Origin of the sequence: Sphingomonas edaphi (assembly GCF_003583725.1) — a bacterium.
GTDB lineage: Bacteria > Pseudomonadota > Alphaproteobacteria > Sphingomonadales > Sphingomonadaceae > Sphingomicrobium > Sphingomicrobium edaphi.
In genome coordinates, this window is sequence record NZ_QXTF01000004.1 from 32,287 (window position 1) to 50,642 (window position 18,356).

The following is an 18,356-nucleotide window of genomic DNA, read 5'->3' on the forward strand; positions in this document are numbered from 1 at the left end:
TAGTCACACTTAGAGTCGTTTAACCGACAGTTATCCCGTAACCGCCTGCAATCAGTAGCGATAATGCTCCGGCTTGAACGGGCCCTGCGGCGTCACACCGATATAAGCAGCCTGCTTCTCGCTGAGCTTGGTCAGTTTCACGCCCAGCTTGTCGAGGTGAAGGGCAGCCACCTTCTCGTCGAGATGCTTAGGCAGAACGTAGACCTCGTTCTTGTACTGGTCCGACTTCGCCCAAAGTTCGATCTGAGCCAGCGTCTGGTTGGTGAAGCTGCTGCTCATGACGAAGCTCGGGTGGCCGGTGGCGTTGCCGAGGTTCACGAGGCGGCCCTTCGACAGCACGATCAGCCGCTTGCCGTCCGGGAACGTGACTTCATCGACCTGCGGCTTGATCTCGACCCACTTCATGTTGCTGAGCGCGCCGATCTGGATCTCGCTGTCGAAGTGACCGATGTTACAAACGATCGCCATGTCCTTCATCTCGCGCATGTGGTCGAGCGTGATGACGTCCATGTTGCCGGTCGCTGTGACGAAGATGTCGGCGCGCTTCGCGGCCTCCTCCATCGTGACTACCTCATAGCCTTCCATCGCGGCTTGGAGCGCGCAGATGGGATCGACTTCGGTCACCAGAACGCGAGCACCACCGTTGCGAAGCGATGCTGCCGAGCCCTTGCCGACGTCGCCAAAACCGGCAACGCAAGCGACCTTGCCGGCGAGCATCACGTCAGTGCCGCGGCGGATCGCGTCGACGAGGCTTTCCTTACAGCCATAGAGGTTGTCGAACTTCGACTTGGTGACGCTGTCGTTGACGTTGATCGCCGGGAACGGAAGCTTGCCCTGCTTGGCAAGCTCATAAAGTCGATGAACACCGGTCGTCGTCTCTTCGGAGACGCCCTTGATGTTCTGAACCGTCTTCGTGAGGTAACCCGGACGCTCCTTCAGGAAGCGGTTAAGCGTCGCGACGAAAACTTCTTCTTCCTCGTTCTGCGGCGTGAACAGCGTTTCGCCGGCTTCGACGCGCGCACCCCAAAGGGCGAACATGGTGGCGTCGCCGCCGTCGTCGAGGATCATGTTGCAGGTTTCGTCCTGGCCCCAATCGAAGATGCGGACGACATATTCCCAGTACTCTTCGAGCGTTTCACCCTTCACTGCGAACACCGGGACACCCGTGGCTGCGATCGCGGCCGCCGCGTGGTCCTGGGTCGAGAAGATATTGCAGGACGCCCAGCGGACGGTCGCGCCAAGGGCGGTCAGCGTTTCGATCAAAACGGCCGTCTGGATCGTCATGTGGAGCGAACCGGTGATCCGGGCACCCGTCAGGGGCTGCGACGTACCATACTCCTCGCGAAGCGCCATGAGGCCGGGCATTTCCGTCTCGGCGATCTCGATTTCCTTGCGGCCGAAATCAGCAAGGGAAATGTCCTTGATCACATAGTCACGGGTCATGGTGTCGGCGGTCGTTGCCACGGCAAAATCTCCAGGGATAGAAAGTTGCGCCGCCCCTACCCTTGCGCGCCCGCAAACGCAATTCGGCGGCGCACCCGCATTGTCCGAGCGGGCGATTCCGCTAAGTACCCGCAAATGACTACTTCCCCTTCGACCACCCAAGCGCGCCCCGGATCCTACGAAGAAGGCCTTCAGAACGGCTACCGGCTGCTTGACCGGGATCCGGCTTCCGCCATCAAGCAGGCTGAAGCATTGGTTCGCACCGCAAAAGATCCAAGGGCGTTTCGGCTTGCAGCGGCTGCCCTGCGGAAGCTGGGTCATCAATCTGAGGCCGAAGGTGCAGAGCTCGGGGCCATCGAGGCCGGGTTCGCCGATCCACGCCTCAAAGCCATCGCTGAGGCCGAAGCAGACGGGCGAAGCAACGATGCGCTTGTCCAGGCGCAGTCCGCGTTGAACCGACAACCAGACGACCTCCTAGCCCTAACTTTAGCAGCTGAGTCGTTGCTGAGCCTGTGGCGGACGGAGGAAGCCGAAGCTGCACTGCGAACCGTACTGGGCCGAGCCCCAGGCTATCTTCGGGCGTCGATGCTGCTCGCGCACTGCGTAGAACGTCAGGTGAAGCCACGAAATGCGATCGCGGTCGTGGACGAGATATTGAAGCGGAAGCCCGATAACCAGGCCGCCCTGCGCCTCGCCGTGACTTCTCGGGCAGAAGTGAACGACCACGAGGAAGTGGTGAAAATTTCCGAGAAGCTGACCGCGCTCGAACCCGAGAACGTGGGTTACTGGGTGCACCTTGGTCACCATTACCGCATTGTTGGAAGGCGGGCCGATGCCATCCGGGCATTCCGGCGCGCGATCGCCCTCGACGAGTATAATGGTTCAGCCTGGTGGAGCCTGGCCAACTATTTCCGTGACGGCCTGGCCCAAGAAGATGCCGAGACCATTGAGCGCGGGATTAGCGCTGGCGGCGGCACTCTCGACGAAGGCAACTTGCGGCTCGCGAGCGGCATCATCGCGGAACGCTCCGGCGATCTGGAGCGAGCTGCCCAGCAGTTCATCGCGGGGAAAAAGATTCGCCTGGAAGCTCAGCCCTATGATCCTGAACTGGTCGGCCAGGCCGTGTCCGGATTGATCAAGGTTCTAACTCCCGGGCTCGTCAGCCAGCGGAGCCAGGCAGGCTATAAGGACCCTGCTCCCATATTCGTTCTTGGAATGCCCCGAGCAGGTACGACGCTTGTTGAGCGCATTCTTGGGCGTCACGACGAGATCGAAGGTGTTGGTGAGCTCTCAATCCTCAACCGGCTGGCTGAAATCGCCCGGCGCCGGACAACGATGAAGGATGAATTTGCGGCGCTGATCACTGAGATCTCCGACGAGAACCTGCATTGGGTCGGCCAGCGCTACATCGAAGCATCGCGAGATTATCGTAAAACAACCAAGCCGCATTACATCGACAAGGCCAACCTCAATTGGATTCACGCCGGTCTTATCCTCATGGCCCTTCCTGGCGCCAAGATCATTGATGTCCGGCGTAACGCACTCGATTGTTGCTGGGCCAACTTCAAGATGCTGTTTGCCGATCGATACCCGGCCACGAACGACCTGAGGCATATCGCTCGCTTCTATCGCGACTATGTCCGCCTGCTCGATACTCTCGCGGCTATTGCCCCCGGACGAATTCTCCAGGTTCGATACGAGGACGTCGTGGACGACATCGAGGGCCAGACCCGCAGGATGCTCGAGTTCCTTGGGCTCCAGTTTGATCCGCGATGCGTTGATTTCCACCTGGCGACCGATGCCGTGGCGACTGCGAGCAGCGAGCAAGTCAGGAAGCCGTTGAACCGGGAAGGGATTGGATCCGCTGAGCCTTACCGCCAGTGGCTTGGCCCGATGATCGAGGAACTAGGCGAGCTGGCTGGGCGGTAAGCTAGGCCGCGCCCGCGGCACTATCGAGCAGCTTAGGATCAATGCCCTCGGCCTTGAACCCAGCCTGCCATCGCTCTTCCGTTGGCGTATCGAACAGGATGTCCTGGCGGCCGGCAGCCGTGAACCAGCCTGGCCTCGTCATTTCCTCGTCGAGTTGCCCCTCACCCCAACCGGCGTAGCCTAGCGCAACGAGATAGCGGGATGGCCCCTTCCCTTCCGCAATGGCTTTGAGAACGTCGATAGTGCCGGTCAGCGCACCGATGCCATCGACAGAAATCGTGTCCTGCCCGCCCCAGTCATCGCTATGGAGCACGAAGCCTCTGCCGGGCTCGACAGGACCGCCGTGAAGGACCGGAGTGTCAGGCGCCTGTCCGGGATCGATGTCGAGTTGTTCAAGAAGACTTCGCAGGCTGATCCCGGCTCGTTGGTGCCCAACGCCGATGCCAACCGCTCCATTTTCATCATGGACACACATCGCGATGACCGCGTGCTCGAACCGAGGGTCCCCGATGCCGGGCATGGCGAGGAGCAATTTGCCTGAAAGAAAGCGCGGCGTTTCCATGGGCCTGACAATGACGCTGCTGCCTAGCTCCGACAAGTCTTGTGGCGGCTATCAGCCGCTCCTATCTCCCGGCCTGTCCATCCACAGGAGAGATTTCGATGACCATCCAGCCCGGCGAGCGCCTTCCCGACGTCCAGCTGACCCTCGCCACCCCCGAGGGTCCCGTTCCGGTAAAGAGCGGCGACTATTTCTCCGGAAAGCGCGTTGCACTGTTTGCAGTCCCGGGCGCCTATACGCCGACCTGCTCGGCTCGGCACTTGCCCAGCTACGTCGAAAAGGCGGCTGAGCTGAAGGGCAAAGGGATCGACGAGATTGTTGCCACGAGCGTCAACGATGCTTTCGTGATGGGTGCCTGGAACAAGGAGCAGGGCAGCGAGGAGATCACCATGCTGGCCGACGGCAATGGTGAGTTTGCCGAAGCGCTTGGCCTGACCATGGACGCCTCGAAGTTCGGAATGGGCAAGCGTAGCCAGCGCTACTCAATGATCGTCAACGATGGCGTCGTCGAGCAGGTCAATGTTGAAGCGCCGGGCGAGTACTCGGCCTCGAGCGCCGAGACCATGCTCGGCCAGCTGTAAGATTTACACGGCGCCCGGCGCGACCAAATGCCGTGCCGGGCGTTACTCCCCACAGATGATCAACCGATCCAGTGAGGAGTATCCCGATGGCTACCACGAAAAAGCGCTCTACAACCTCGAGCCGGTCGACCCGGACGAGTTCGCGTAAACAGAAGCAATCGGTCGCAGCCCGCGCCGGCCGCACGGTCAGGGACCGTCCCTATGCTAGCGCCGCCATTGCAACCAGCGCTGTAACGGCCGTTGCCGCGCTTGCTGCTGGCGCATTCTTTTTCTCGCGCTCTAACCGGAGCCTGAAAGAGACGACGGACGATATCTCGGGCCGTGTGAAGGATGGCCTGGCCGAAGCGAAAGTGAAGGCTAAGTCCGTCGCTGGGCGAGTGAAGAGCCGGCTGGATGGCCATGCCGAGAAGTCCCAGGCTGAAATTGCCGAAGAGGCGCTGACCCTCAAGGACACCGGCGCGAAGACCAATAAGCCGGTTGACCCGATGGTCTCTGACCAACTGAAGGCCGGCGCGGTCGCGTACTAAGCTACTCCCTTAAGCAATCTCGGACTTCCCCAAGAGGCGGTGCTCGTTGAGCATCGCCTCTTCCTTCATCTGTCCGTCCCTTCATCGAGAGCCGAGAGTATTGATTTCCATTGATGCACCATGGGCACGGTGTACGGTCGCTTTGACTGTAAGCGCCTAATTCGTCTTTCGTCGGTCGGACAGTCGACATAAGGGACTGAAATAGCCTGACTTGCTGACAATCCTGAAAGTCCCGTTATGAGTACCCCCGTTCGCGTTCTTGTCTGCGATGACGATCCCCTCTTGCTTGAACTCCTCGAATTCCGACTAGCCGCGAAGGGTTTCGATGTGCAGGCTGCCCGTGACGGCGGCGAGGCCATGCAACTCCTGGAGTCAAAGCCACCATCGGCCGTCGTTCTCGACGCAATGATGCCGTTCATCGACGGCTACGAGGTCCTGCGCCGGATCCGGGAAAACCCAACATTGAAAGCTCTGCCGGTCATCATGCTGACCGCGAGAAAGCAGGAGAAGGATATTGTGGGAGCTCTTGAGTTGGGAGCGTCGGACTTCCTCGCAAAGCCTTTTATTCCCGAAGAATTAGTCGCGCGGTTGATCCGACTGACTGGTCCAGCCCAGTGAGGCTCGGGTTCGCTTGCCTGGCTTTGGGCATCGCCATTCCTGCAACGGCTCAGTCGCCCGACCCTTATGCGGAAGCTGTGGAAGCACGAAGGGCGGCAAACCCTGCACGCGCGGCCTCCATTCTCGAGCAAGTCCTCAAGGCTGACCCCGCAAACAGCGATGCGCTTGTTCAGTATGGATATTCATTGCTGGCACTGCGAAGGCTCGACGACGCGGAAGCCGCCTTCCGGCAGGCCTTGGCGGTTGCGCCCAACTACCAGGACGCGCGGGACGGCTTGGAACTCGTAACCCAGCGACGAAAGGCCGCTCCTGCCCCTGCAGCTACTCGGTTCAAACTCGACCTTGATGGTGGCCTCACGTCAGTGAGCCAGGGCCAACCGGACTGGCGCGATGCCTCAGTCCAGCTTCGCTATGATCAAAACAGTGCGGTTGTCCTGACCGGCCGGGTTGAGCTGGCTCGCCGCTTTCGCCGGACCGACGTCTACGGCGAAGCACGCGTAGACTTCCGGCAAGGCAACGATTTGTCTGGCTACCTGCTCACCGGGGGAACACCGGATGCCGATTTCCGACCCAAGGTACAGCTGGGTATGGGAGGCTCTGCGAAAATCGGCGGCACTTCCAATCCCACGATTGCAACGCTGGATGCTCGATGGGCCGACTATGCTTCTGGTGAAGTCTGGACGCTCAATCCTGGCGTCCAGCAGTATCTCGGCGGCGGCCGGGTCTGGTTGACGGCCCAGTGGATCAACATTTTCCAGGGCAGCGATCACAGCAGCGGCTGGCTCGCCCGGGCTGACTATCTCCCCACTCCCAAGCTGCGCCTTTTCGGCGGCGTCGCCAACGCTCCAGACATTTCTGAGGGCGTTGTGCTTCGAACGTCCAGCCAGTTCGGTGGCCTTGCACTCGGGATAACAGACAATCAGGACGTTCGCCTGTCGGTGGCGCATGATGATCCTGATGGCAGTGCCAAGAGGACGTCGATTTCCATTGGTACTGGAATTCGGTTCTGATGGGCCTGCTGGACCTTTGGGACATTTCCCTGGCCCTTGCCGCCCTCTCCCTCGCAATCATGACCGCCCTGGTTGTCGGTCGCTTCATCACTGAGCGGCGCAGACGAAACATCCTCGAGCAGCGCAAGCTCCTGATGCCGCTCCTCCTTGGCGGCAAGAAGCGGACCGCACTTACTGAACTTGCAGTACCCAAGTGGTTGTTGGCTGCGCTCTCCGTCGAACTGGTACAGCTCGTGCGCGGCGATGAACGGGCCCAGATCGCGGCGGCAGCGACGGACGCTGGCGCAGCAGCCGAGCTCCAACGCCAGGCAAGACGAGGCTCTGCTCGCAAACGGGCCTCTGCGGTTGAAGCCCTTGCCTATTTTCACGACGACAAGAGCAGTGAAACGCTGGCCCTCGCGCTCAGCGACAAAAGCCCGGACGTTCGTCTTGCGGCCGCGATGGCCCTGGCAGAATCCGGCCGGGCTCCCGCTGCCGAGCGCCTGATGGAAACGCTCGGCCTTGGGGTCAGCGAAAACTCCATGCTTATCGTCAGCCTCTTCCAGAAGATTGCTGCTTACCGTCCCGCCGAAATCCGCGATCTCATTCTCCTCCCCACGGTCCCCAATTCCGTCAAAGCCGCTGCCATCGACGCGCTTTCAGCCTCGCAGGATTATGGCCTCGTCAAAACCATCAACGAACTGGCGCTCCGCACCGACCCTTCGAGCGAGGACCTCCCCCGGTTTTTGCGAGCGCTCGGCGCTTTTTCGCATCCCGGCGGAGCACCTGCTGTCCGTCATTGTTTGTCGGCCCCAACCTGGTGGGTTCGCGCTGCGGCGGCCGAGGCAGCTGGCCGCATCGGCATGTCGGATACCGCCTTCAAGCTTGGCGAGATGTTATCCGATCCCGACTGGTGGGTCCGCTTTCGCGCAGGCGAGGCCCTCGTCCGCTTGGGGAGCGAAGGCAAAACCATCTTGTCTAGAATCAGCAAAGGCAAAGCAGAGCCGGCCCGAAGTGCAGCCCGCCTGACCCTCGCCGAACAGGGAATCCCGGCATGATCGAGTGGCAGCCTTGGGTCATCACGATGGCGACCACCATTGCCTGGGTCGTCATCATTACCGGCCTTCTCCAGATCGGCCTCTACATCGTCCAGCTCGTCTATGCGGCAATATCATTGGCCAACCGTCCGCCGGTATCCCGCTCGTCCTTGCTTTGGCAACGCTACAGCGACCGGGCTCCGCCCATCGCGGTATTGGCGCCGGCCTTCAATGAAGTGGTTACCATCGTCGAGAGCGTAAATTCGCTCCTCTCGCTGCAGTATCCGCAGATGGAGGTCGTCGTCATCAATGACGGCTCGACCGACGAAACTTTGGAGCGGCTCATCGACCAGTTCGCGCTCCAGCCCGTCGACCGCTACTATGATCTCACCGTCCGACACGCCCCAATTCGCGGCCTCTACGCGTCGCCCCGAATTCCCAACCTTCTCGTCATCGACAAGGAAAATGGCGGGAAGTCGGATGCGCTGAATGCCGGCATCAACGTTGCCCGTTCCCCGCTGTTCTGCTCAATCGACGCGGACTCCATCCTGGAATCCGACGCTCTTCTTCGAGCCGTTCGCCCCTTCATTGAGAAGCCCGATGAAGTGATTGCCGTCGGCGGGACGATCCGGCTGGCAAATGGAAGCGATATTCACGCGGGCCGGGTGACGCGTGTCCGATTGCCTCGCAACTTCCTCGCGCTTGTCCAGATCGTCGAATATTTGCGCGCGTTCCTGATGGCTCGCCTGGCGCTGAGCCGGATGCAGGCTCTAACCGTGATCTCCGGCGCATTTGGTCTTTTCAGGCGGCGCCTTGTGCTTGAAGTCGGCGGCTACAGCCATGGGACCGTCGGCGAAGACATGGAGCTAGTGATCAAGCTTCACCGGCACATGCGCGAACAAGAGAAACCCTACCGGATCGAGTTTATTCCTGAACCGGTGTGCTGGACCGAGGCACCTGGAGACCTCACAATTCTTGGACGACAGCGGGCGCGCTGGCAGCGAGGATCACTCGAGACCTTCGTCAAGCACAAGGACATGCTCTTCAATCCACGCTACGGCCGCATCGGGTTTCTGGGCTTTGGCCAGATCCTGGTCGTCGATGTGCTGGGCCCCGTGATCGAGGTCGCGGGCTACATCCTCGTGCCGCTGCTGTGGAGCGTCGGGCTTCTGTCGATCGAATATCTTCTCGCCTACCTCGCCATCACCTTCACGTTCGGCATTTTCGTGAGCGTCGCGACGCTGATCCTCGAGGAGGTCGAACTGCGCCGTTTCCCGAAGCCCACTGACCTTATCGTCCTGACGGTTGTCGCGATCGTGGAGAATTTTGGATATCGGCAGCTCAGCAATTTCTGGAGGCTGCGCGGACTTTGGCAGTTCCTCCGCAAGCAGCAAGGCTGGGGCCAGATGACCCGCCGAGGCTTTCAGCGCGCCTGAACCACCCGGATCTCCGCGATCAGGTCCTCGACCAAGTCGCCAATCGTATCGCGAGTGGCGCCGTCTCTAATCGCATTCTCCAGCGTCTCTGCTGACGTGCTGAGTGCAGCATAGCCGTACATCCCCGCGCTTCCGCTCAGGCGATGAACGACTGCCTCCAGATCCTCCAACGATAATGCCTCGTCGAGGAGTGCCCGGCGATCACCGGCCAGCCGAGCAAGAAAGCGAGAGCGGAGCGCTTCGAACTTCTCGTCAAAGTTTCTCATTTCGCCAGGTGCGCCCGAACGGTTGCAGCCAAAGTCATGGGATCAAATGGCTTCGGCACCACCCCTTCTGCTCCGAGGCGGAGGTAGGTCGCCACATCAGCAGCCTGCGTTCGCGCCGTGCAGAACAGGACCGGCGGCAAGTCTTCCAGCATCCTCGCCTGGAGGATGCCGAATGTTGTCGGTCCATCCATTTCCGGCATCATCACGTCGAGCAAAATGATGTCGGGCTGCCAGTCGCAGACGAGTGCAATGGCGTCTTTCCCGGATGCGCAGGTACGAACCTCGAAGTCCAAATCAAGCTCAAGCGCCATGGCTGCGATTTCCCGGATATCGTCTTCATCGTCGACGTAGAGCACCCGGTCGGTCATCAGACTTCCTTTTGCTGGACCCGCTCGAGCGTCACCCGGACGAGCGTATCGAGGTCCGATTTGGACTTGGTGAGACAGGCATCGACCGGCACGTCCGTCATGGCTTCCTCGTCCCTAGCGGTAAAGAGGATGATCGGCGCCTCGTCGTTGGTCTTCCGGATCAGCGGGATGAGGTCGAGACCGTTTCCATCGTTCATCCCGATGTCGAGAATGACCCCGTCGAACTCGAAGCGCTGCAGGGCCGCCTCGGCTTCCCGCACGCTCGGCGTTGAGTGCATCGTGGCCTTGCCCTCGAACGCGCTGGCGATCAGCCTCAGCATGTCGGGATCGTCATCGACATGAAGCACAGAAGGTAAGTCTGCTTCGCTTAATCGCTCAAGCTTTAGAGTGCTCTGGGCGACGGCATCGAAACTGCTGACCAGCGGAAATTCGACGTTGAAGACCGTCCCCTCGCCTTTGCGGCTATCAAAGCGAACTTCCCCGCCCATCCTGAAGACCAGTTCGCGCACGATCGAGAGCCCAAGTCCCGTTCCGCCCTTTTGGCGCGCATCGGTCGAGTCAGCTTGAGAGAACTTGCTGAAGATCCGGCTTTTGAACTCTTCGGGTATCCCATCGCCCTTGTCGACGACGCTGATGATCGCGCTGTCGTCGATTTTCCTCGCCGAGATCACGACGTCAGCGCCTTTCGGCGAGAATTTCACGGCGTTCGAAACAAGGTTCGTGAACACCTGCATGAGGCGGTCATGATCGGCGTGGATTTCCCAGTCGGTTGGGCAAGGCTCTTCGACCAGCCCGACTTCATGCCTTTCTGCGTATGCGTGGTTCGCCTGCACTACATCGCTCAGGATTTTGCACAGTTTTACGGGACGAAGGTCGAAGTGCAGCTTCCCGGACTCGATTTTCTCAATGTCGAGGATGTCATTGATGAGACGAATAAGCCGTTCGCTATTGTCATGCGCGATTTTTACGAGACGCAACGCCTTTGGCGGCATCTCTCCGGCCGCCCCTCCACTTAAGAGCCCGAGCGAGCCGGCAATCGACGTCAAAGGCGTCCTGAGTTCGTGGCTGACGGTCGCGACAAATTCGGACTTCAAGCGCTCAGTGCGCCGGCGTTCCGTCGCATCCCGGGCGACGGCCAAGTAATGTAGCCCGTCTTCGAGCTGGATTGGCGTGGTCACAACTTCGACTTCGATGTCCGTTCCGTCTCCGCGTAAGCCGATGAAATCCCGCTTGCCGAGGCTGGAGGGAGCGCCTTTTGCAAGGCTGTCGAGGTAGGCTGCGCTAACCTCTTGGCTCGGCGGCTCCTTGAAGAGGACTAGGTTGGACTGGCCGACCAAGCTTTTCCGGGTCCTGTCAAAGAGCCTCTCGGCGGCTGAGTTCGCCGTTTCGATGATGCCTTTTTGGTCCAGCATCATCATGGCGTCGGTCGCGCCTTCATAGATTGCGGCCTGGCGAACGGCGGAGTCTCGCATGTCTGCTGAATTGGCTTCGACCTGGCGGACGTTTCGCAAGAGACCGACGACCATGAGGAACACGGCCAGTAGCAGAGCGAGTTCGACGAGGAGGATTGCCCGTTGTTGTGCGTATCGCTGACTGGCCGCGCCAGAGACCAATTGCCGCAGCTTTACCTGTTCGCGGTTTGTTAGCTGATCGGCGAGAGACCGGGCCCGGTCCATCATGGCCTTGCCGTAACCTTCCCGAACGAGGGAGATCGCGCCAGCGCTGTTGCCTGCATTTAGCAAGCGGATGATTTCCGAGGATCGCTGTGCGCGGGCCGCACCGGTCTTCAACAACTGGGTCGTCAACGCTGCGTCCGTGGCATCTGCCCCCGTGAAACGCTGCAATTCTTCGTGAGAGTGCTTCAGTCGGCCGATCGCCAGGTTGAACGGCTCGAGAAACTCCTCGCTCTCGGTGACCATATAGCCCCGCTGGCCATTCTCGATGTCGCGGAGAATGGTCAGATAGCCGTCGATCATTGCCAAGCGGTCATTGGATGCCTGGACGGCAACTCGGATCGAGGCTTCAGACTGGAATTGCCGCCATTGGAGCATGGCGAGCAAAAGGACGAGCGCCACCGTCATGGTCCCAGCCACTAGAGCAAGCAGGCGTGAGCCGGACTGGGAGGAGAGACGCGGTACCATCGGGTTAGTCGTGGCAGCGAGGTTTAGGGCTTGCGCCTGCCGATACAAGCCTCGCCACTATAGGTGCCGCGAACTCGTTGGATCAGAGACGCCGATGATTGGCGCATCAGTTTTCGTGATTTTCAGTAGCGAAAGCGATACCAGTCAATGAGCGATAGTAATGCGGTTGCAATAAATCGCTGTTGGTCGGGCGCGCAAACGCGACCAAATGTGGACGGTTCCATAAGCCAAGCAGATTCTTATGCCCGTTGCCTATTTGCATCTTCATCACCGCATATCGTGACGCTCGTTAAACGAAATAGGCGCGCAAAAGCGCCGTTTTAGCTTATTTCGATGGAACTCCAGCGATTTACCGGAATTTAATTGGCAGAATTTAGGCACAAATTCGCGCTACTAAGGGTTGCATGAGAAGGCCGTTCAGGTTAGCCGGGCCATCAGAAAAGGGAGTTTGTTATGCGTGCAGTTCGTAATGTCGCCGCCGCCGTGAGTGCTCTGGCCCTTGTTGCCGTTCCGACCGCTAGCATCGCCGCTCGTCCGAGCGCAGCCGTGCCGACCGCCGCTGCCAGCAGCGTCAGCGCCGCCCAGCCCTACGGCGGTTCGAGCGCTTTCGCTCCTTGGCCAGCTTATGCGATTATCGCTCTCACCCTCGCGTTTGGCGTATGGATCGCCACCAAGGGTAACGACAGCGACAGCTCGCCCATCAGCCGCGGCTAATTACACTAACTAAGGGGGTTACATGCTGGCCACTTTGCCGGCGGGTGCATTGCGCCAAGCCCCCTTTGCCAACGGGCTCTTTGCCGCCGCCTTAGTCGCCGTCTTTTTAATAGGTGGTGGCGGCGCTGAAGGCTTCGCCAAGAACGGGCTGCTCGCTGCTGCGGGCAGCCTGCTTCTTTTTAGCGTTCTGGCCGACCAGTTCGGGCGCGCTGCGTCCATTCCCCGTTATTCCTGGCCAATCGCGATTGCGGGACTGCTCCTGCTCGCAGTGCCTGTCATTCAGCTAATTCCCCTGCCCGCTGAGATGTGGAAGCAGCTCGCCGGGCGCGAAAATGCTGTTCAGGCTCTTTCCCAAGTTGGCGCTGCTAACAGCTGGCGGCCACTGACGCTTGACGCGGAAGCGACCATCCGCAGCGCGACGGTCATGCTGCTTCCGGTTGCGCTGCTGTTACACACCCTGCGCTCGTCAGGCGCGCACCGCCACCGCCTTCTCCAGCTAATCGCGGTGTCCGCAGCGATCAGCGGACTCATCGCGGCCGCCCAGCTTGCCCTCGGGAGCCCCAGCTGGTTGACCTTTTATGGCAAGCCGAGCGTCGGCGCCGCGTCCGGCCTCTTTGCCAATCCCAACCACCAGGCCCTTTTTATGGCGATCGCCATGGTGGTCTGCGCCATGCTGATCCGGACGATGCCGGCAGTGCGCTCGCGCAGGAAGTCCCAGGTATCCGGCATCAAGCTGGCCTGCTGGTTCGGCATCCTGTTCTTTGCCGTCATGTGTCTTGCCGCTGGCGCGCGGGCGGGCGTGTTGCTGCTTGGCCTTGCAATCCCGGGCTCGCTTCTCATCGCCATGGGTAGTGGATCCACGCTTCGCTGGACGGCAGCGTTGGGCGGCGTGCTTGCGCTCCTCTGGCTGATCGTCCTGCTCTACCCAGGCACCAACTCTCTTGGTCTTCGGGAGAGCTTCCGCGTCGGTGAAGATGCGCGCTATGCTTACCTTCCAGACATTCTTTATACGCTCGAGCAATATTGGAAGTCCGGAAGTGGCCTTGGTACGTTCGTCCAAGTCTTCTCGCCGAACGAAAATCTTGATCTCGCCCAGCGTGGTTTCCTTAATCACGCTCACAACGACCTGCTTGAGTGGCTGACGGAGACCGGCGTGATCGGCGCCGCATACCTCGCCATTGCCGCAGCGGCTCTCGCCTACGCGGTATACCGGGCAGTAAAGGTCAATCATCGCGACCTCGGCATCATCATGGGCGCCGTGCTGATTATCCTCCTGGCGGTCCTTCACAGCCTTGCAGATTATCCGCTTCGCACTCTGGCGCTGGCTTCCCTGTTCGCCTTTGCCGTCGGTCTGCTCGGCAATCCTCCCAAGGAGCGTGAAGAGACTTCAAAGCGCAGCAAGATGATTACGGCGATTGCCGTCGTCCTTGCGCTCCCGATCGCCGTCCAGGCGGTAAGAGTGAGCATGGCGGAGGCTGCGATCCGGGAAGGTCAGCCAAGTGCTGCAGCGGCATTCATGCCAGCCAACGCGTTCGTGAAGGTCGATCAATCTGGCCAGGCTTTCCGCGCCAAGGACTGGAAACGCGCTGAGCAACTGGCCGCCGATGCCATCATCGCCCGCCCCATGACGGCCTCAGCCCTTCGCAGCCTCGCACTGGCCCGTGAAGCCCAAGGCAAGCCGGCCGGGCAAACCTGGCAATTGGCAAGCGCACTTGGCTGGCGCGACCCGCCAACGCAGTTCTGGGCGTTCCAGCAAGCCTTGAGCGAAAATGAATATCAGACGGCTGTCCTTCGCGCCGGCGCCCTACTTCGCACAACAGAGCCGCCGGCAAGCTTCATCCGGATCTTCCGGATTGCGACGATGGATCCGCAGTTTGCGGAGGCAGTTGCCAACCGTATGCGGATCGAGCCGCCGTGGCGCGCAAAGTTCTTCCAGTTGTCAGCCGACCCTAATCCGGATGAAATCCGCGGCCTCATAACGACGCTGAAGGCGCAGGCCGCGATCGACGCGGCTCCGCGGCGCTCGGACATCCGCAGTCTCGTCAGTTATCTAATCGGCAAGAAGCGATACGCCGACGCGATGCAGGTCCGGTCCCTGCTTGGGCCCAATGATCCAGCTGTCCTACTCGAGGATGGTGGCTTCGATCGCCCGAAGGAAGATTATGCGAAGGATTCGACCCTGTTCGATTGGCAGGTGAGGTCAGGCAGCAGCGCCACCGGCTCAGTTGAGCCTGCTCCACCTTCACACCTTGTCGCGGATTCGAAGGGTGACCGCATCGACATTGCCGCCGAACGATATCTGCAATTGCCGCCAGCGGCCTATCGGCTGACCTATCGCGCCAGGGCTGATGCTCCGGAATCGTTCCGGGTGCGATTGCTTTGCGCACCAGCTAATGAGCTGGCTGCGCAGATCATCCCGCAAAACAATAGGTATGAACCTGCTGTCGTCGATTTCACCGTCCCCCAAGGCTGCCTGCTCACGAGGTTGGTTATTGAAGGCCTCGCTACGGGACGCCCTGCGGCGGCAGAACTAGACGAGTTCGAACTGTCAGCGAGATGAAGTTTGAAGCGGCTAAAAATATGAAAAACTTGATAATTGTTTCAAAAAGTTCCAATGGAACCGCGCTTTCGACCTTCTCGTCGGGCCAGCGTGTTGCGGAGAATGACGATGCCTAATCGATCTTTTGTTTCCTTGTTCAGCCTCGCGCTTTGCGCTTGCGGCGGAGGCATTGGTCTCGATCAGAACTCGACCGCTGTTCGGGTAGCGCAGGCCCTCCCCCCCCCTGACCAGACGGTGACCGCTGCGGACTTTACCAACTACCGTATCGGTGCGCTGGACGTGATCAGCGTTACCGTTTTTGACGCTCCGGAACTGGCACGTGAAGGCGCTGTCGATGAAGCCGGCAATTTCGCAATGCCACTCGTTGGGTCGGTCCAGGCCGGCGGCAAGACGCCCCAGGAACTGGGCGACGCGATCGCAACGAAGCTCAAGGGCCGCTATCTCAAGAACCCGCAGGTCGCGGTGAACATCAAGGAAGCTCGTGCTCGGACCGTAACCATTGATGGCTCGGTCGTGCAGCCCGGCGTTTATCCGATTGTCGGCAAGATGACGCTTCAGCAAGCCGTCGCGACAGCACGCGGCGCCAATGAATCGGCCGACATCGATAAGGTTATCGTCTTCCGCACGGTTAGCGGCCAGAAAATGGCTGCGATGTTCAACCTGCGGGACATTCGTTCCGGTCGCTACGCCGACCCGGAAGTTTACGGGAATGATATCGTCGTGGTGGGTGAAAACTCCGCCCGGCGTTTCTTCCGCGACGCGACGATGAGCTTCCCGCTCCTCGCCCGCTTCGTACCCGTTCTTTAATCAGGAAGTCTCTTAGTGTCCGATATCCGTGACCTTGCTGGCCCCGCTGGGCCTGGCTCATCAATCCAGGCCTATGCGCCTGGTGTCCCCGCGCTTGCCGGCAACTATTTCGGTGAGATTCCGGGAGAGCCCGAAGAGTCACTGGTTCGGCACTATTGGCGGATTTTTTACCGCAACCGCTGGATCATCGGCGGCATAACAGCGGCCTGCCTCGTGCTGGCCCTGCTCGTCAGCATGATGATGCAGCGCCAGTATACTGCGACGGTTCGCCTGCAGATTGCGCGCGAGGCTGCCAAGGTCGTCGATGTCGAGAGCGTGGACTCCCAGGAAAGCTCGGGGCCGAACCTCGAATTTTACCAGACTCAGTATGCACTGCTGAAAAGCCGTTCGCTGTCTGAAGCGGTCGTTCGGGATCTGCGCTTGGCCGACAATACAAGCTTCCTTACCGACCTTAATGACGACCGCGCCGATGACATTCAGGCCTTGTCGCGCGATGAACGGTTCAAGCTTGCGACCGAGAAGGTCAACGCTAACACCAAGGTCGCGCCACTTCCGGGCTCGAGCGTTGTTGACGTGAATTATGTCGCTGCCAGCCCTGCCCTTGCGGCCACCATTGCGAACTCGCTCGCCGACAACTTTATCGAGACCAACCTCTCTCGGCGCTACGAAGCGACGACCTACGCCCGTAAATTCCTCCAGGACCGCATCAATGCGACGCGTGCCAAGCTCGAGGAATCCGAGCGGAAAGCGGCCGAATATGCGCAGGCGCAAGGCATCATCAAAGTTGCCAGCGAAGGCGGTGAAGGTCGTGTTTCCAGCGAGCAGACTCTTGCCTCGGCCGATCTTACCCAGCTGAGCGCTCAGCTTGCGCTTGCCCGCGCAGCACGTGTCCAGGCGGAAGCCGACTACCGCGCCAACAGTGGCGGTGCTGCAGCGGCATCCTCGCTCACCAATAGCGCAGTCAACCAGCTTCGTGGTCAGCGGGCCGAACTCACCGGTGAGCTCAGCAAGCTCCAGAGCGACTTCGGACCTGAATATCCCAAGGTTGCAGCGCTGAAGTCGCAGATTGCCGAGCTCGACCGCCAGATCGGACGTGAACAAGGCCGCGTGACGTCGTCGGTCTCGCAAGGTTTGGCGGACAAGTACCGGCAAGCGCTCGCTAACGAGCAAGGGCTCCAGGCGCGGGTGAATGGCCTGAAGTCGGCCGTCCTGGACCAGCAACAGCGCTCGATCCAGTTCAACATCATTCAGCGTGACGTCGATACGAACCGCGCGCTCTATGACGCGCTCCTCCAGCGCTTCAAAGAAGTCGGCGTGGCAGCCGGCGTCGGCACGAACAACGTTTCGATCGTCGATGCAGCGTTGGCGCCGGAATCGCCGTCGCAGCCCAATCTTCCGCTGAACCTCGCCATCGGCCTCCTGTTCGGCCTTCTGGCTGGCGGCGGAACGGCGCTTGTCCGTGAGCAGCTCGCTGACGCGGTCATTCTTCCGGCGGAATTCCAGCAAAAGCTTGGGATCAAGCTTCTTGGAACAACGCCAAAGCTGTCGGCGGCCGAGGTCGCGGAGCAGCTGGCTCAGGGACGTTCGGACCTGTCGGAAGCATACTTCTCGATCCTGACGGCGATCCAGTTCTCGTCGGGAAGCCGGGCACCAGCATCCATGCTGTTCACCAGCACGCAGGCCAACGAAGGCAAGTCAACGACAGCGCTGGCAATCGCACGGTCGCTCGCCAGCGTCGGTTCCAGGGTGCTCATCATCGACGGCGACATGCGCAATCCGTCGCTGCATCGTAATTTGAAGCAGCCCATGGCGCATGGCGTCAGCGACGTCCTGTCGGGCAAAATCCAGTGGAATGAAGCCATTCAACCGATCGGTTCGTCTGGCCTATCGGTCATGCTTGCCGGCCGCATGCCGCTCAACCCGGCTGAGCTTCTGGCCACCGACGGCTTCGACAAGCTCATGGAGAATGTCGGCCACGCCTTCGATCACGTGATCGTTGACGGACCGCCGGTCCTCGGACTCGCTGACTCCATTCTGCTCGCTCGGTCCTGCGAATCCGCAGTGTTCGTAATCGAAGCCGGCCGCACCCGCGCGTCGCAAGCGCGCATGGCTATTAATCGCCTGAATGCGGTGCGTGCGAATATCCTGGGTGCAATCCTCACCAAGCTCGATGCCAAGGAGCAGGGATACGGGGATAATTACGGATACCAATATGCGTATGCGCAGCAAAAAGAACCCAAGAAGCTCTCGGAGATTCTGAAACTTCGCTGACGAAGTATTCAGGGACGTTAGAGTATTCTGCTTTTGTTGTTTGTAGGCGTGGTGAAACAGGGTGTTGCGTCAAGTTTACTCGTACCTGCCAGAGCTGGTCGCACTGCCTC

16 protein-coding genes are annotated in these 18,356 nt (G+C 60.1%); 11 read left to right on the forward strand and 5 right to left on the reverse strand.

Translation table 11 applies throughout. The features are described from left to right. Positions 1 to 51: 51 nt before the first annotated feature. A complete protein-coding gene (gene ahcY, locus D3M59_RS10570) occupies positions 52 to 1,443 on the reverse strand; it encodes an adenosylhomocysteinase (RefSeq protein ID WP_119533793.1) in 1,392 nt (463 codons plus the stop codon). Positions 1,444 to 1,578: 135 nt separating this feature from the next. Between ahcY and D3M59_RS10575 the strand changes: the two genes are divergently transcribed. Further along, positions 1,579 to 3,372 carry a tetratricopeptide repeat-containing sulfotransferase family protein gene (locus D3M59_RS10575; RefSeq protein ID WP_119533646.1) on the forward strand — a complete coding sequence of 598 codons (1,794 nt, stop codon included), beginning with the start codon at positions 1,579 to 1,581 and terminating at the stop codon, positions 3,370 to 3,372. Position 3,373: 1 nt separating this feature from the next. Here D3M59_RS10575 and D3M59_RS10580 read toward each other — a convergent pair whose 3' ends face one another. Beyond that, a complete protein-coding gene (locus D3M59_RS10580) occupies positions 3,374 to 3,934 on the reverse strand; it encodes a YqgE/AlgH family protein (RefSeq protein WP_119533647.1) in 561 nt (186 codons plus the stop codon). A 98-nt stretch (positions 3,935 to 4,032) separates the two neighbouring features. Between D3M59_RS10580 and D3M59_RS10585 the strand changes: the two genes are divergently transcribed. The 6 genes from D3M59_RS10585 (at position 4,033) to D3M59_RS10610 (ending at position 9,119) form a co-directional block, all read left to right on the forward strand. After that, positions 4,033 to 4,512, forward strand: coding sequence for a peroxiredoxin (locus tag D3M59_RS10585; RefSeq protein ID WP_119533648.1), 480 nt, complete (start codon positions 4,033 to 4,035; stop codon positions 4,510 to 4,512). An 86-nt stretch (positions 4,513 to 4,598) separates the two neighbouring features. Next, positions 4,599 to 5,039 carry a hypothetical protein gene (locus tag D3M59_RS10590; RefSeq protein WP_119533649.1) on the forward strand — a complete coding sequence of 147 codons (441 nt, stop codon included), beginning with the start codon at positions 4,599 to 4,601 and terminating at the stop codon, positions 5,037 to 5,039. A gap of 237 nt (positions 5,040 to 5,276) precedes the next feature. Beyond that, on the forward strand, positions 5,277 to 5,657 hold the full coding sequence (locus tag D3M59_RS10595; RefSeq protein ID WP_119533650.1) for a response regulator transcription factor: 381 nt from the start codon (positions 5,277 to 5,279) through the stop codon (positions 5,655 to 5,657). Positions 5,658 to 5,680: 23 nt separating this feature from the next. Next, entirely contained in the window at positions 5,681 to 6,667 is a 987-nt protein-coding gene (locus tag D3M59_RS10600) for a YaiO family outer membrane beta-barrel protein (RefSeq protein ID WP_147416744.1), read from the forward strand. Beyond that, positions 6,667 to 7,704 carry a HEAT repeat domain-containing protein gene (locus D3M59_RS10605; RefSeq protein WP_119533652.1) on the forward strand — a complete coding sequence of 346 codons (1,038 nt, stop codon included), beginning with the start codon at positions 6,667 to 6,669 and terminating at the stop codon, positions 7,702 to 7,704. Before D3M59_RS10600 ends, D3M59_RS10605 begins: the two co-directional genes overlap by 1 nt. Next, a complete protein-coding gene (locus D3M59_RS10610) occupies positions 7,701 to 9,119 on the forward strand; it encodes a glycosyltransferase family 2 protein (protein ID WP_119533653.1) in 1,419 nt (472 codons plus the stop codon). The genes D3M59_RS10605 and D3M59_RS10610 overlap by 4 nt, the downstream gene beginning before the upstream one ends. Here the strand turns inward: D3M59_RS10610 and D3M59_RS10615 are convergent. The 3 genes from D3M59_RS10615 to D3M59_RS10625 are packed head-to-tail and all read right to left on the reverse strand — an operon-like array spanning position 9,107 to position 11,846. Continuing rightward, a complete protein-coding gene (locus D3M59_RS10615) occupies positions 9,107 to 9,385 on the reverse strand; it encodes an Hpt domain-containing protein (protein ID WP_119533654.1) in 279 nt (92 codons plus the stop codon). The two genes, D3M59_RS10610 and D3M59_RS10615, sit on opposite strands and share 13 nt — an antisense overlap. Beyond that, on the reverse strand, positions 9,382 to 9,753 hold the full coding sequence (locus D3M59_RS10620) for a response regulator (RefSeq protein ID WP_119533655.1): 372 nt from the start codon (positions 9,751 to 9,753) through the stop codon (positions 9,382 to 9,384). Before D3M59_RS10620 ends, D3M59_RS10615 begins: the two co-directional genes overlap by 4 nt. Further along, positions 9,753 to 11,846 carry an ATP-binding protein gene (locus D3M59_RS10625; protein ID WP_158582008.1) on the reverse strand — a complete coding sequence of 698 codons (2,094 nt, stop codon included), beginning with the start codon at positions 11,844 to 11,846 and terminating at the stop codon, positions 9,753 to 9,755. The genes D3M59_RS10620 and D3M59_RS10625 overlap by 1 nt, the downstream gene beginning before the upstream one ends. Positions 11,847 to 12,347: 501 nt before the next feature. On the opposite strand from D3M59_RS10625, the gene D3M59_RS10630 reads away from it, so the two are divergent. The 4 genes from D3M59_RS10630 (at position 12,348) to D3M59_RS10645 (ending at position 18,246) form a co-directional block, all read left to right on the forward strand. Further along, complete coding sequence (locus D3M59_RS10630; RefSeq protein ID WP_119533657.1) at positions 12,348 to 12,608, forward strand: hypothetical protein; 261 nt, start codon at positions 12,348 to 12,350, stop codon at positions 12,606 to 12,608. A gap of 22 nt (positions 12,609 to 12,630) precedes the next feature. Next, positions 12,631 to 15,168, forward strand: a complete 2,538-nt coding sequence (locus D3M59_RS10635) for an O-antigen ligase family protein (RefSeq protein ID WP_119533658.1) — start codon at positions 12,631 to 12,633, stop codon at positions 15,166 to 15,168. A 108-nt stretch (positions 15,169 to 15,276) separates the two neighbouring features. Beyond that, on the forward strand, positions 15,277 to 15,975 hold the full coding sequence (locus D3M59_RS10640; RefSeq protein WP_119533794.1) for a polysaccharide biosynthesis/export family protein: 699 nt from the start codon (positions 15,277 to 15,279) through the stop codon (positions 15,973 to 15,975). Between the two features lie 15 nt (positions 15,976 to 15,990). Next, the gene (locus D3M59_RS10645; protein WP_119533659.1) at positions 15,991 to 18,246 is read left to right on the forward strand and encodes a GumC family protein; all 2,256 of its coding nucleotides are present in this window, start codon (positions 15,991 to 15,993) and stop codon (positions 18,244 to 18,246) included. The last annotated feature ends 110 nt before the right edge of the window (positions 18,247 to 18,356 follow it).